The 13,356-nt window shown below is 59.5% G+C and carries 18 protein-coding genes; 8 read left to right on the top strand and 10 right to left on the bottom strand.

Features of this window, described 5'->3' with window-relative positions; genetic code table 11:
- The first annotated feature begins 14 nt into the window (after positions 1-14).
- The 6 genes from J5W70_RS05815 to J5W70_RS05840 all read left to right on the top strand — a co-directional run bounded on the left by J5W70_RS05815 (position 15) and on the right by J5W70_RS05840 (position 3,541).
- A complete protein-coding gene (locus tag J5W70_RS05815) occupies positions 15-500 on the top strand; it encodes a LytR/AlgR family response regulator transcription factor (protein WP_022397887.1) in 486 nt (161 codons plus the stop codon).
- 146 nt (positions 501-646) lie between these two features.
- Positions 647-1,498, top strand: coding sequence for a DUF2589 domain-containing protein (locus J5W70_RS05820; RefSeq protein WP_022397889.1), 852 nt, complete (start codon positions 647-649; stop codon positions 1,496-1,498).
- A gap of 35 nt (positions 1,499-1,533) precedes the next feature.
- On the top strand, positions 1,534-2,340 hold the full coding sequence (locus tag J5W70_RS05825; RefSeq protein WP_022397890.1) for a hypothetical protein: 807 nt from the start codon (positions 1,534-1,536) through the stop codon (positions 2,338-2,340).
- A gap of 10 nt (positions 2,341-2,350) precedes the next feature.
- Complete coding sequence (locus J5W70_RS05830) at positions 2,351-2,941, top strand: DUF2589 domain-containing protein (protein ID WP_022397891.1); 591 nt, start codon at positions 2,351-2,353, stop codon at positions 2,939-2,941.
- A 19-nt stretch (positions 2,942-2,960) separates the two neighbouring features.
- Entirely contained in the window at positions 2,961-3,191 is a 231-nt protein-coding gene (locus tag J5W70_RS05835; protein WP_022397892.1) for a hypothetical protein, read from the top strand.
- Positions 3,188-3,541, top strand: a complete 354-nt coding sequence (locus tag J5W70_RS05840) for a hypothetical protein (RefSeq protein WP_022397893.1) — start codon at positions 3,188-3,190, stop codon at positions 3,539-3,541. Before J5W70_RS05835 ends, J5W70_RS05840 begins: the two co-directional genes overlap by 4 nt.
- Positions 3,542-3,577: 36 nt before the next feature.
- Here the strand turns inward: J5W70_RS05840 and J5W70_RS05845 are convergent, their stop codons facing one another.
- From J5W70_RS05845 to J5W70_RS05885, 9 genes are all read right to left on the bottom strand, one after another.
- On the bottom strand, positions 3,578-3,898 hold the full coding sequence (locus tag J5W70_RS05845) for a DUF3820 family protein (protein ID WP_022397894.1): 321 nt from the start codon (positions 3,896-3,898) through the stop codon (positions 3,578-3,580).
- Entirely contained in the window at positions 3,895-4,599 is a 705-nt protein-coding gene (locus J5W70_RS05850; protein WP_022397895.1) for an alpha/beta fold hydrolase, read from the bottom strand. The genes J5W70_RS05845 and J5W70_RS05850 overlap by 4 nt, the downstream gene beginning before the upstream one ends.
- A gap of 15 nt (positions 4,600-4,614) precedes the next feature.
- Entirely contained in the window at positions 4,615-5,220 is a 606-nt protein-coding gene (locus tag J5W70_RS05855; RefSeq protein WP_022397896.1) for a MarC family protein, read from the bottom strand.
- 36 nt (positions 5,221-5,256) lie between these two features.
- Positions 5,257-5,397: a hypothetical protein gene (locus J5W70_RS05860; protein ID WP_022397897.1), complete on the bottom strand. Its 141-nt coding sequence runs from the start codon at positions 5,395-5,397 to the stop codon at positions 5,257-5,259.
- Between the two features lie 202 nt (positions 5,398-5,599).
- Positions 5,600-6,007 (bottom strand): hypothetical protein, encoded by a 408-nt coding sequence (locus tag J5W70_RS05865; protein ID WP_022397898.1) that lies wholly within the window; start codon positions 6,005-6,007, stop codon positions 5,600-5,602.
- A gap of 67 nt (positions 6,008-6,074) precedes the next feature.
- Positions 6,075-7,040, bottom strand: coding sequence for a GDSL-type esterase/lipase family protein (locus J5W70_RS05870; protein ID WP_022397899.1), 966 nt, complete (start codon positions 7,038-7,040; stop codon positions 6,075-6,077).
- Positions 7,037-8,095 carry a hypothetical protein gene (locus tag J5W70_RS05875; RefSeq protein ID WP_022397900.1) on the bottom strand — a complete coding sequence of 353 codons (1,059 nt, stop codon included), beginning with the start codon at positions 8,093-8,095 and terminating at the stop codon, positions 7,037-7,039. The genes J5W70_RS05870 and J5W70_RS05875 overlap by 4 nt, the downstream gene beginning before the upstream one ends.
- Positions 8,092-8,661 carry a hypothetical protein gene (locus J5W70_RS05880; protein ID WP_102727653.1) on the bottom strand — a complete coding sequence of 190 codons (570 nt, stop codon included), beginning with the start codon at positions 8,659-8,661 and terminating at the stop codon, positions 8,092-8,094. The genes J5W70_RS05875 and J5W70_RS05880 overlap by 4 nt, the downstream gene beginning before the upstream one ends.
- 117 nt (positions 8,662-8,778) lie before the next feature.
- A complete protein-coding gene (locus J5W70_RS05885) occupies positions 8,779-9,552 on the bottom strand; it encodes an Hsp33 family molecular chaperone HslO (RefSeq protein ID WP_022397902.1) in 774 nt (257 codons plus the stop codon).
- 208 nt (positions 9,553-9,760) lie between these two features.
- On the opposite strand from J5W70_RS05885, the gene J5W70_RS05890 reads away from it, so the two are divergent.
- On the top strand, positions 9,761-10,264 hold the full coding sequence (locus J5W70_RS05890) for a peptidylprolyl isomerase (protein WP_022397903.1): 504 nt from the start codon (positions 9,761-9,763) through the stop codon (positions 10,262-10,264).
- An 81-nt stretch (positions 10,265-10,345) separates the two neighbouring features.
- The gene (locus J5W70_RS05895; protein ID WP_022397904.1) at positions 10,346-12,340 is read left to right on the top strand and encodes an ABC-F family ATP-binding cassette domain-containing protein; all 1,995 of its coding nucleotides are present in this window, start codon (positions 10,346-10,348) and stop codon (positions 12,338-12,340) included.
- Positions 12,341-12,434: 94 nt separating this feature from the next.
- On the opposite strand, the gene J5W70_RS05900 is transcribed toward J5W70_RS05895, so the two are convergent.
- Positions 12,435-13,085: a PEP-CTERM sorting domain-containing protein gene (locus J5W70_RS05900; RefSeq protein WP_180971104.1), complete on the bottom strand. Its 651-nt coding sequence runs from the start codon at positions 13,083-13,085 to the stop codon at positions 12,435-12,437.
- Positions 13,086-13,356 lie beyond the last annotated feature (271 nt).

The following is a 13,356-nucleotide window of genomic DNA, read 5'->3' on the forward strand; positions in this document are numbered from 1 at the left end:
GCTATGATTTTTGAATGACCATTAAATTTATTAAAGTCACTAAAAAAGATAGGATCTGTTATGCCCCGGCGCCGGAACCGGTGGAGCACGGAGACAAGCTGGAAATCATGGAAATGAAGGATGACTCCCTTACGCCGCTGTTGGGGAGGCCCGCCGGATTTTCCCTGTCCAGAAACCCCATGGTGTTCGTCAAAATGAACGACGGGTTCCAGCGCATCCTGATGAAGCATATCCTGTATGTGGAGGCGGGGGGAAGCTACTGCACGCTGCACGTGCACGGCATGTCGTCCATTCTGGTATCCGCCCCGCTGGCGCGGGTGGCCGAGCACCTGGACGGGGAATATTTCATCCGCGTGCACCGTTCCTATCTGGTTAATAAATTACACATAGAGTCCATTGCGGGTAATTTCCTTCAGGTGGGGAATGTTTCCATCCCCGTCAGCAAGTTCATGAAAAAGAAAGTGCTGGGAAGCCTGAACATGCTGTCGTTTTCCAAATAGACCCCGGCCATGGCCGCCGGCGCCGCGGGAAAGTGGAACAGTTCTTCCGGACAGGCGGGATAGAAAAAGCGCCGGAATGACCCCATGATCACAACGTCGCCAAAAGGCGGCACCTCATATTAACCTCAACCAGAAAATAAAATAATATGGCAATTGACAAATCAGCAGCAGATGTGGCGACCTCCTCCCTCAAGTCGCTGCCTTTCGGCAACATCATCGGCGGTCCCCTGGTCGCCTGTGTGGAAGCCCAGGCCCAGGCGGCCCGGACCTCCTGGGAATTCATCCAAAATGTGGGTCTGTACACGGAAGGAGAAGAGAAGAAGACGGTGAATGTCTCCTTCCAGTTCATCAAGGACGGCCACATGGCCCAGATTACGGTTCCCCTTCTGACCATCGTTCCCATTCCCTACATCGCCATCAACTCCATTGACATCAACTTCAAGGCGAATATCAGCGCTTCCGCCGCCAGTACGGAGACGGAGAATTCCTCCAGCTCCGTAGATACCAGTGTTTCCGCCTCTGCAAGATGCTTCTGGGCGCGCGGCAGCATGAACGCCAGCTATTCCAGCAAGAAGGACTCCTCCGCCACGAAGGACTCCAAGTACAGCGTGGAGTACACGATGGACGTGGCCGTTCATGCCGGACAGGACAGCATGCCCGCCGGGATGGCCAAGGTGCTGGAAATGCTGAACAACAGCATTTCCGTGGTATCTCCCACTGGTTCCCTGGAGGTTCAGCATGCCATCCAGGACGATGGAAGCGTGAAGCTGATGACCTCCTACAAGAACAAGGAAGGCCTGTTTGAGCCGGATGCTATCACTCTCCGGATAGGGGACGCCACGGACCCGTTTGATAACGGTGCGGGGAATGAAGCCAAGATTGTGAAAACGGATTCCGGCAAGGAATACACGATTTCCAAGGAAGACGCCAGGAACTGCACGGTGAGCGCCGGAGAGCTCAAGAGGAAGGTGGCCGTGGCCGCTACGCCTGCACAATAACCGGAGCATAACGATTTCTCTTCCATCCCAGAGCCATGTCTCGTCTGAATCTGATTGTCGAATCCCTGCTTAGGGACATTATCGAAGCGCAGCACGCGGCGAACTGCCATGCGGCGGGGCTGGCACGCCAGTACGGGAAGCACGGTGGTGTGCGTGGCTTCCAGCTTCCCAGCGCCCAGATAGGGTCCCTGGAATTCGATTTGAAGTATGCGGTGACGGGAACCTCCGGGGTGGAGGAGAGGCAGGTGCTGGATGCGGAGCAGTGCAGCCTGTTCCAGCAGGAACTGGCGGAGCGGGTGCCTGCGTATGCCATCCGTTCCATTGTGATGGCCGTGGTGCACTCCAATCTCCCGGCGGATGAGGCGAGAAGTGATTTTTCCTCCCTGCTTGCCAGGGAGGAACAGTGGAAAAGGAATTTCTGCCTCTACCTGGGGAAGAAGATCACTGCGGCTGTTTCCGGCCATGAGGGGGCCCTCCTGCGGGCGGACTCCGGACTGGACAAGGGATTGCTGGCGGAGCTTCTGGCGGATGTGGCGGAGAAGGAATTCATGGACAATCCCGATCTGGCCGACCTGTTTCAGGGTGCCCAGGGGGATGCCCTCAGGCAGGAGTGCCGCACGAACCTCCGGGAAGGCCTCTCCTCCTTCATTGACGTGCTTGCGGAAAAGTATGCGTTCACCCGGCAGGTAAGCAATGTAGTGGTGGACGTGGAGGTGGAGACGGAAAAGCTGAAAAAGATGCCGGAGAACTCCATCCAGACGCTTCACCTCAACATCGCGCCCGCCGCCGTTCCCGCCGTCCTGGCGGAGCAGAATGACGTTTCCGGACTGGCCGCACAATAGTGATATTATTATGAGTGATTCTACAAACAACAAGGTGAACGGGCACATCATGAGCCTGCAGCAGTTGATCTCGGCCCCGCTGGTCGCGACGATTGATGCGGACGCGATGTCCACGGAACGCTACATGAAGCATTTCATGTCCCTGGCTTTTGAGTCCTACAATCCTGCGGACGGTTCCACGGGGGCGCTGAGGCTCATCAGCTTTAATTTTACGGACAGCGACGCTTCCGGCGGAGCGGAGAAGAAAGTAAGCGTGCCGCTCATCAGCCTGGTGACGCTGCCGCTGCTGCAAATCAAGCAGGCGGACTTTGACTTTGACATCAATATCATTGACGCAGTCGCCTCCGCTCCGGACGAACGTTTTTCCCTGAACAAGGGGGAGGTGGATTCCCCCGCCGGGAAAGGGCAGGATGACGGCCTGAACTTCCGCGCTTCCCTGGCGCCCCAGTCCGGGAGGGGGTCCTCCTCTTCCTCCCTGCAGGCGAACATGAAAATCCATGTCACCATGCAGCAGGCGGACATGCCTTCCGGCTTGTCCCAATTCCTCCAGCTGACCTCCAGGCCGCATTATGAAGATTCTCCCTCCCAGGAGAAAAAATAACTAATTGAAAGAAAAAAACATGGACCAGAAAACCACTTATTCCTACCAGCGCACTCCGGGGCTTGACTGTCCCAAATGCGGAGTGTATTTCCCCACGACCATTCCGGACCTGTTGTCCGGCGGCATTGAATGCCCCCACTGCGGGTTGAAGCTTTCCATTGACCGGAAGGCTTCCGACCACGCCATGCAGGCCCTGGAAAAGTTCCAGGCTACCATTAACAAGCAACTCCCCGCCGCCTCCCTGTCATGAAGAGACTATTGATCATGCTGTCCGCCGTGCTTTGCATGGCTCTGCCCCCTCTTTCCCGGGCGGAGATGCAGCAGAGGGAACCGGGCCAGCTGGCCGCCGCGTGGCGGGACGTGAAGAAGCAAATTTCAGGCGACGGCCAGACCATCCGTGTGAGGGACGGCGCCAGGGCGCTTGAACTGCTGGGAAAGCTGGGCGTTTTCTCCGTTCCGGAGGATGGCGTGAAGCTGTCCCGCGGCAGCCTGACCATTACCGTCACGCGCGGGAAGAAGGAGGACCGGGTGTTTTATGTGCTGGCCGTCACGGAAGAGGACGGGACAAGGCGGGAAGTGAAGCTCGTTCCCCCCTCCTGATGACGCAGGAAGAATGCGTTCCTTCCGGAGGGAAAGTTATTCGCTCTCAAAATCCCACACGCGGCGGCGGGCGTTTTTCTTCGTCCGTCCGCCGTTGGCTTTGCGGAAGGGGTCAAAAAGCGGGTCCAGCCCGTTACCCTTCAGCAGCAGGCACTGTTCCATCAGGCGGCCAAGTTTTCCCTTGGGAAAGCCCTTGGCCTGGAACCACGCTAGGTATTCCTGGGGTACGTCCATCAGCGGGCAGCCCTTGGGAGGGTACTTGGCGGGGCCGTACATGCCGAAGGGGATGTGTGTCTGCGCGATTTCCTCCACCAGTTGTCTCAAATCTTCCGCGTCCGGTATTTTGGGATCGTTCATGGGTTTTGCAGGATGAATTGTTGAAGGCTTTCCGCCAGCCGCGCCGGAGCTTCCAGGGGAAGGCGGTGGCCGGCGCGGGGGATGATGACGGCTTGTTCCCCCGCCGCACGACGGGCCAGGGCAGTGAATTTGGGATCACGCTCCCCGGCTATCCATAACTGGGGAACAGGGGACTGCTTCAGGAGCGGGGCCAGGTTTTCCTGGGCGCCCACGGACCAGTCGATGAAAGCGCGGGAGATGGATTTGCGCCACGGTTTCAGGGAAGAACGGTCCGGAGGCGGCGGGCCGCCTTCAAATACGCCCTGCGCGTCCCATTCCTTTAAAAAATCCTCCCACGGAGCGGAGAGGCATTTGACGGCCCATTCCGCATCCTTTGCGCGGCGCGCGGCTTTTTCCGCTTCATCCTCCAGCCCGGGATTGGCACTGACAAATACGGCGCCTTTCCAGAGAGGGGGATGGGCCAGAACGGCCTGCATGGCCAGCCTGCCTCCCAGGGAATAACCGCAGAGCCAGGGATGCTTGTCCTGGGCGGCTATTTCAGAGCACAGCACGCGCCCCATCTCCTCCAGGCTCTTGGGGCAGCATTCCAGATACTTCCACAGGTTCAGGGCGCGGGCTTCTATTCCTCCGGCGCGCAGGGCTTCCATGGCGGGCTTCCAGTCCGCCGGAGATCCCAGGTTACCGTGCAGGAGCCAAAGCATGGTGAAAGCCCTTTCCTATTTTACGCCATATCCGGCGAGGCCGTTCATAAACATCTGGACGGAAATCATGATAAGCACCATGCCCATCATCCGTTCCAGGGCGATCGTCCCTTTTTCCCCCAGCAGGCGCAGGAACTTCTGCGCGATGAAAAGCACCAGTCCGGAGAGGAACCAGGCAGTCACGATGGCGCCGGCATAGGTCATCTGGGAGATGCTGTCCGGGCTCTGGGAGGCGTGCAGCATGATGATGGCCAGGGAGGAGGGGCCGGCCATCAGGGGCATGGCGATGGGAACGATGAAAGGTTCGTCCTGTCCGGTCGTGCGTCCGGCGGAAGAGAGCATGTCCTTGGCGGGAAAGACCATGCCCAGCGCCACGAGGAACAGCAGGATGCCCCCGGAAATATTCAGGGTGGACGGTTCCAGCCCCAGCAGGTCCAGCAGGAATTTCCCGGAGAAGAAGAACAGGAGCAGCAGGCTCAGGGCAAACACAAGCTCCCGCATCAGAATGGCCTTCTGCTGGGCGGGCGAATATTTCTTCAGCATTCCCTGAATCATCGGGGCCAGTCCCACGGGATCAATGACGATGAACAGGAGAATAACGGTGGAAAGGAAGTCCTGCATGGAGTAAACCCGTTGTAAACGATACGGGCGTGCACGTCAAAGGGAACCGTCGGCAGCGGAAATTTTCCCCGTCCGGATGGCCGTTTTCTCCACCAGTTCCGGGGCCAGGTAGAAGGTTTGGAAACTCTGCCTTCCGTTCCGGATGGAGACTGGAAAGACCGGGGGAGGCACAGCCATGGCCGGAAGAGAAAAGGCTTTATAACAGTGGGGGCCGGGGCAGCGCGGCGTTCCTACGGTTCCGGTGTCCGGTGTTCCCGTTTACGGAGAAAACCGGTTTTCAGGAAGGCGGATTCGGGACGGGGAGGAAAGAAATCCGGTTTGCCCGGCGAAGAGTTTCCGCTCCCTGGGCCGGGAACGAAGAATGCTTCCGTTTCCGGAGTTACAGAAGGAGGTCCTGGATGTTGTCCGAGGAGATGACGCCCGTTTCCGTGGAGGACAGCACGCAGAGAGCGTCCACCAGGTTTTCCTGGCCCAGAGCCAGGCCGGCTTCTTCCACCAGCACATCGTCAATGTTCAGGGTGGCGATGGAGAGGGGAGCCGTTTCCGGAGCAGAGGGTTCCATCAGGGCTGCAATGCCGATGACGGCAGCCACCAGGGCCGCCGCCGCGGCGCCCCAGATGCGGAAGGAGTTCCGCTTGAAGTGGTGGATGGATTCCACCGGAACGGCGGTGGCGTGTTCTTCCCCGGCAATACGCATCATGACCCTGCGGGCAAAATCATCCCCCGGCGCAGGCTGGGAGGCATGGCCCAGAATCTGCCAGAGTTTTGTATCGTCCTGTTCGTTCATTGTGGTGTTTCTGCTGAGGTTTCCATGAATAAAAACACCGGAAAGCGGGTCCGGTTTCTTGGCGGCGTCATTTTTTCCGTTCCGCGGCCTGCCTGATGACGGGGGCCAGCACGGCGGCGATGCGCTCATAGCCGGCCGCGGAGGGATGCAGCCCGTCGCTGGAGAGTTTTTCCGGAACGTGTCCTGCGGCGTCCGCCATGACGCGGCCCGGTTCCGTGTACAGGAAGCCCTGTTCTGCGGCCAGACGGTTCAGGAGGAGATTGATGGCGGCAATGCGTTCCGCGGTATCTTTACGGGCGCTGTTGCGCGGGTAGAAGCCCTGGAGGATGATGACGGCCTTTTTCAGCCTTCCGGTAATTTCCCCGCAGACGGCGCGGATGCCCTGGAGGATTTCCCCGTCCGTGTTTTCCGCGAGGTTGTTCGTGCCAAGAAGCACCACGCAGACGGCATCGTCCGCCGCTCCGTCCAGTTCGCCGTGGCGGAGCCGCCACAGGGCGTTTTCCACCCGGTCATAGCCGAAGCCCAGATTGACCGCCCTCATTCCCTCCGTGCACAGGCTCCAGGTTTCCGGAGATTTCTGGAGGATGTCCCGGTGCGGTTCGTCCACGGGAGGCCCTCCCCAGAAATGCGTGATGGAGTCTCCGATGAAGAGGAGGTCCGGATGCGTTTTCCTCACCGCGCGGCAAGCGGCTTCGTGCCGGGCCGCCCAGTCGTAAATCATGAAGTCCCTGTTCTGGGTGCAGGGAATCAGCGCGGAAGGAACGGGCTGGGCGGGAAGAGCTCCGGGCATGATGAAGGTTTCCGGGGCCGTCAGACCGCGCTTCCCCTGGAACAGGCGGAAGCGGATGCGCGTGCCGGGCGGGGCCTGCACCGGAGCCAGGTAGCGGCCCTGCGTGCAGAGCATGCGGGGGGAAGCCGCATTAACGTCCATCCGGATGACGGCTCCCGCAGGGGCGTTCACCATGGTGAGTTCCAGTTCTCCCGCGCCGTTCAGGGCGGCGCGGATGCCGGGGGTTGGAGATGGTTCTGTCATGAGACGTCGCGCATGTGCTGGCGCATCTGCCTGCGGCCGATGGAGTCCGGTCCACGGCCGTCCTGCATGCAGTAGTTTACGGGACGGCTCTGGGAGGCGCCGTGCGGAGCGCCCAGGCGCTTGTCCGGTTCTGACGGCAGCAGACGCACCACTCTTTTGTTTTTCCAGACCAGCCAGAGCGCCACTACGGCCACCAGTGCGGAGGCGTGCAGGATGATGCCGGCTACATTGGCCAGGGCAAAGGACATCCAGGCCTTCATCATGGCGTGCAGATGGGATTCACGCGCTTCCTCCGGCTCCTGGATGGTGATGTTGGCTTCCGGGATGCTGGCGGGGTTGTCCGGGTCCAGCGCGGGCAGGGAAGGCTTGGGGGCGGAGGCCATGTCCGCCTCTGTCCTCCGCGCCAGGGAAATCATGGCTTCAACAAGCTCGTCCTGCGGGTTGGTGAACCGGGAGGCGTCCTGCTTCACCTGGTACAGGAGGTCCCGCCGCCCCGCATCCCCGAGCTGGGCGCTCAACTCCGGATCCAGCGCGATCTGGGCGCTTTTAATGTCCCCCATGTGGAAGTGGAGGAGCAGGTTCCGTTCCTTGTTTTTGAATATCTGGCGGGCGATTGTGGGGGCGTTGACGGAAGGGGGGACTTTCTGCCCGGCCGCGAAGATGCTGACGAACAGGTTGACGTTGTAACGGGATTTGATGAGCTTGATGAGTTCAATGACGTCATTGCTCTCCACTTCCGTGAGAAGCTTCTGGGGGTCGATCAGGCCCGTGGAGGTGCGGATGTAGTCCGGAAGGAAGTATTCGTTGACGTCCGTGAAATCCTCCGGAACAGGGTCCACAGCGGGGGAGTCTGCATTGGCGGAGGGTTCCGGGACGGAGGCGGAAGGGGCCACAGCCGCATCCACAGGGGGCAGAAGGGGTGCGTTGGCCTCCCACCAGGTGCCCTTCATCAGGGATTGCTGGTCACGGGCGTTCCATTTAAGGGCGGGGAGTTCCTGCGCCGGGGCCAAGCACATGGCCGCCGCCAGCATGAAGGGGAACAGCAGGAATCTCATAGGCCGCCTCCTTTCCGGTTTGCGGGGGGAGGGGGCGTCAACCCGTAGCGCATGGGGTGCCTGACCTTGGAGCGCGCCTTCCGGGCCACGAGCTGGACGGCGTCTTTCATGATGGAGCCCACGGCCTGGAGCAGCATGCTTTCCCGCAGGGGGATGCGGGCCTTCATGATGGATTTGTTGATCAGGTCCGGCTCTACGTAGGGATCCAGTTCATACCCCCACATGAAGCAGGCCGTGTCCGTCCGCACGTCCAATACCAGAATCAGGAGCCACTGGGGGTCCAGCGGGCCCTGGTGGTTGGGGAAGCCGGCTTCGTCCACCGTCAGGTGGTTCATCATCCAGAAGCTGTGGGGAATGAGGGAAAAGGGCTCCAGGATGTTGGGGAAATAGACGGAAAGGAGGACGGGGGGAATGCGGCGCTCCAGTTTTTCCAGCAGGGCGTTCAGCTTTACGCGGTCCTGCTGCCGCAGGGCGCCGGCGTTGTCGCATACGCGGCGGTAGGGGATGGAGTCCCTGCCGTATTTCTTGTCCAGGTTTTCCAGGGAAAAGCCGCAGTGAGGGCACAATGATTCCGCCCCGCGGTGGAAATTATGTAAACACTTCGGACAAGTCGGCACGGGGAAAGTTTAAGCACGAAATTCGCTGCCGAAAAGGCTAATTGTCAGAAAGAAATCATGTATGTCTCAATCTTCCAGATTTTCTTTCGTCACACGGTAAATGGCGGCGCACCTGGGGCAGGTGACTTCCAGCGCCTCTTCCCCCTGGAACAGGTCTTCCTCCCTTTCCTGAAGCGCCTTGAGCGTCGGCAGGATGCGGTCCAGCGTGCAGCCGCAGTAAAAGCGGAACCGGCGCGTTTCCAGTACTCGGGTATCTTCATCTTCTTCCAGATGGGCCATTTTTTCCCGGGTTAGAGAATTCAGCCATTCTTCATCCGCGTCCGGCTGGGCCGTCACCATGGTGTAGCATTCATCCGGCAGTTCAATGCAGCGCGCGTTTCTCTGTTCGCTCTGCTTGTAGAATTCCTCCACCCACCGGGCGGGGGAGGTTCCCGGAATGGGGACGACGGAGTACCGCGGTTCAAAGCCCTTGCGGAGCAGGGTGGAGTACAGCGTGTTTTCCTCAGGCTCCTTGATGTCCTGCGTGAAGATGCGCCCCACTACGGATTCCGTCAGGGAGGAGCCCGTAACGAACAGGTTGGCTACGGCGGGCGTTCTGAGGTTGACCGTCCAGGCGTGCTGTTCCGCCCAGGGCCGCGCGACCATGTAGAGGGTGAAGTAGGCCATCAGCTCTTTCAGCAGGCTGTCGTAGGGTTCCTCGTTACGCAGGCCGTACTGCATGAGATGAAGGTAGTAGTCTGTGAACAGGGGAGAGAATTTCGCCTTCAGCGTCAGGCAGTTGCGCCCACGGACAAAGATGGATTCAACCGTAACGAATTCTTCTACCAATTCTTCGCTCATATCATTCAAATTCGGCCCTTTCCGGTAGAAAATCAACCGTTCCTCCTGTCATTAGGGCCCGTCATGACAGGTAGGCGCCGCGGGGGCGGCCTCCTTGCCCGGCATGGAAAAGGAGGAAAAGAGGCTGGCGGGGAAATGGGGGCGCAGGCCCGGCGGCAGCACGCAATACAGTCTTTACCATGCCTTTCCGCGCGTTTAACATGCACCCATGGCAACTGACAAGAATATCACCATCCACACTTCCAAGGGCGACATCAAGCTGACGGTATTCGCTTCCAAGACGCCCGTGACGGCGGCTTCCTTTCTGAACCTGGCTTCCAGGGGCTTCTATGACGGCCTCAAGTTCCACCGCGTGATTCCGAATTTCATGATCCAGGGCGGCGACCCCACCGGCACGGGCATGGGAGGCCCCGGCTACCGTTTTGAGGACGAGTGCCGCCCGGACCTCAAGCATGACGGCCCCGGCGTGCTTTCCATGGCGAACGCGGGCCCCGGCACCAACGGTTCCCAGTTCTTCATCACGCATGTACCTACCGACTGGCTGAACGGCAAGCACACCGTCTTCGGCAAGGTGACGGAAGGCCAGGACGTGGTGGATTCCATCGGGCAGGGGGATACCATTTCCGGTATCACGATTGAAGATGGCGCGGATGATCTGTTCACGGAGCAGGCCGACCGCATCGCCGCGTGGAACAAGGTTCTGGACAAATAAGCTTATCCGGCTTTTCCTGGCGGCGGAACAGGCGATGCAACGCCGCGTTCCGCCGCCTTCCTCTCTCTACTCATTCGGTACATGGTTCTGGCCGTTCAAAATCTGCGCGTGCAGTACGGCGCGCGCGTCCTGTTCAATGATCTTTCCTTCACGGTGGAGGATGGGGAAAGAATTGCCCTGGCGGGGCATAACGGCGCGGGCAAGTCCACGCTGATGAAGTGCATGGCCGGCCTGAATGAGCCGGATTCCGGCTCCATCATCAAGTCCAGGCACTCCCAGGTGGGCTATCTGCCCCAGGAGGGCATCCATGTCCGCGGGCGCAGGCTGATTGACGAGGCCATGTCCGCCTTTGCGGACCTGATGGACCTCCAGGAGCGCATTGACGCCCTGACGCAGGAGATGGAGAAACTGGACCCCCGTTCCGCCGCCTATTCCGAAGTGCTCAACGAGATCGGGGAACTGGAGCTGGTGCTGCACGCCCATGATTCCGCCCGGCTGCGCCCCCGCACGGAGTCCATCCTGCGCGGCCTGGGGTTCAAGGACCGGGACTTTGACCGGGACTGCGGGGAATTTTCCGGCGGCTGGCAGATGCGCATTGCGCTGGCCAAGCTGCTGCTCCGGGAACCGGAAGTGCTGCTGCTGGACGAACCCACGAACCACCTGGACATTCAATCCCAGCGGTGGATGGAACAGTACCTGCGCACCTACCGGGGGGCCATCATCCTCATTTCCCACGACGTCGCGCTGCTGGATTCCCTGGTTTCCCGAACGATTGCCTTTTACCACGGGCGCGCGGAGGAGTACGCGGGCAATTTTTCCTATTTCCTGAAGGAAAGCGTGCTGCGGAAGGAGATTCTGCTGCGCCAGAAAAAGGCCCAGGAACGGGAAATCGCCAAGACGAAGGAGTTCATCGACCGGTTCCGCTACAAGGCTACCAAGGCCTCCCTGGTGCAGTCCCGCATCAAGCAGTTGGAGAAGGTGGAGCTGATTGAGGTGGAGGAGGATGACGCCGTGATGAATTTTCATTTTCCCACCCCGCCTGCCGGCGCGCATTCCGTGGTCAGGCTGGAAAAGGTTTCCAAGCGGTACGGCTCCATTTCCGTCTTTGAGGATGTGGATTTTGAAATCGTAAAGGGGGACCGCATCGCCATTGTGGGGGTGAACGGAGCGGGCAAGTCCACGTTTTCCCGCCTCATTTCCGGCGGGGAGGAGCCCAGCTCCGGGAGCGTGACGATGGGGCGCCACACGCAGATCGCTTTTTTCTCCCAGACGCATGCCGATGACCTGGACCCGGAAAAAACGGTCCTGGAATGCGTGGAGGCGGCCGCTACGCGGGAATCCGCGCCCATGGTGCGGAACCTGCTGGGCTGCTTCCTGTTCCGGGGGGACGACGTGCACAAGCGCGTGGGCGTGCTCTCCGGGGGGGAACGCTCCCGCGTGGCGCTGGTGTGCATGCTGCTGCATCCGGCCAATTTCCTGATTCTGGACGAGCCGACGAACCACCTGGACATCCAGTCCCAGCAGGTGCTTCAGCAGGCGCTGTCCGAATATCCGGGTTCCTACTGCATCGTTTCCCACAACCGCAGCTTCCTGGACCCCATTGTGACGAAGGTGCTGGAATTCGTGCCGGGAGAGAAACCGCGCGTTTACATAGGCAACGTTTCCGATTATCTGGAGAAGGTGGAGCGGGACCAGGCTCTGGCTTCCTCCGCTGCGTCTGCCGTCTCCGGAGCGGCTGACCCGGGAGCCGGGGCGGACCGCAAGGCGCGCAGGCGCATGGAGGCGGAAATCCGCCAGAAAAAGGCGCGCCTGCTCCGTCCCCTCCAGGAAAAACTGGAACAGTTGGAAGCGGAGATAGCGCGTCTGGAAACGGAAAAGACGGAGATCGCCTCCCAGTTGGAACGTCCGGAGGTGGCGGCTGATACGGAGGCCGTCATGGAGCTCACCACCCGGTTCCAGCAGGCGGACCGCCAGTTGGAAACCTGTTTTACGCAGTGGGCCGATCTTTCAGAAAAGATTGAAGAGACGGAAGCCCGTATTGAAGAAGAGGCGGAAAGAAACGTTTCCGGAAATTGAGCGGATTTTTATTTAAAAAAACAGGACCGTTTCCCGGTGGGGGACGGTCCTGTTTTAGTAAAGGAATAAAGCAGAGATTAAATGATGCTCCCGCTTATACGCGGCGGCGCAGGAGCAGGGCGGCCAGTCCGAGCAGTCCGAGGGAGGCTGTGGCCGGTTCCGGCACTGCGTCCCCGTGGAGGGCCAGTTGGGAAAGCCCCAGGAAGGTGCCCCCGGTGTTGGGTGCCTTGGCGTTCACGGTGAGGGTAAAGGTTTCTCCCGCCTTGACCGTGACCGGGGTATTGAAGGAGGCTTGCTGGATGTCCGCTGTCGGCGTGCCGTTCTTGTCGGCCTGGACGCGTTCGAAGCTCAGATCAGCCGTGGCAGAGGAATCTCCGGCGGCCAGCGTGACGGTAGCGGTTCCCGTTTTGGAATCTGTGTTTCCGTGCCGTGTTCCGGTACCGGTGACGAATTGGAAGCCCAGGTTCAGGGAAGAGATGATGATGTCCTGCGTAGCCGTGAAGGAAAAGGTAACGGTCCATCCGGCGTTGTTATTCTGCATTTGGACATTGGGGACAAGGAGGTCCGCGGCCAAATTGCCGGAAAGGGATGTGGAAGGATTGGTGAGCGAGACGGAAGCGCCGTCCAGAAAGTCACTGTCCACATTGATGGCGGTCTGGCGGAACTGGGTTTCATACAATGTCGTTGCCGCCTGTACCCCGGAAATGCACAGTAAAAAAGCTGGGATGGAAAGGAGCTTTTTCATGCGCGCCATACTAGCGGATTAGATATCCGGTAACGGAGAAGGGAAAATGGAAGTGAATGATGGAACACATCCTCAATGATTCATGAATACGGAACTTCATTGCATCTTGAACGTATTTCTGATTATTCCCCTTTGCCCGCGGTGAAACTCGTTTTTTTTCAAAAAATTTTGTTGTCTGCGGATATCTAATCCGCTAACAGCCATCCTCTGGGGGCGGAAAGCGTTGCAACGCCGGAGGCATTCCGTCCGGGAATATTCGCCAGCCGTTTTT

It is taken from the genome of Akkermansia massiliensis, from assembly GCF_018847375.1.
Classification (GTDB): Bacteria; Verrucomicrobiota; Verrucomicrobiia; order Verrucomicrobiales; family Akkermansiaceae; genus Akkermansia; species Akkermansia massiliensis.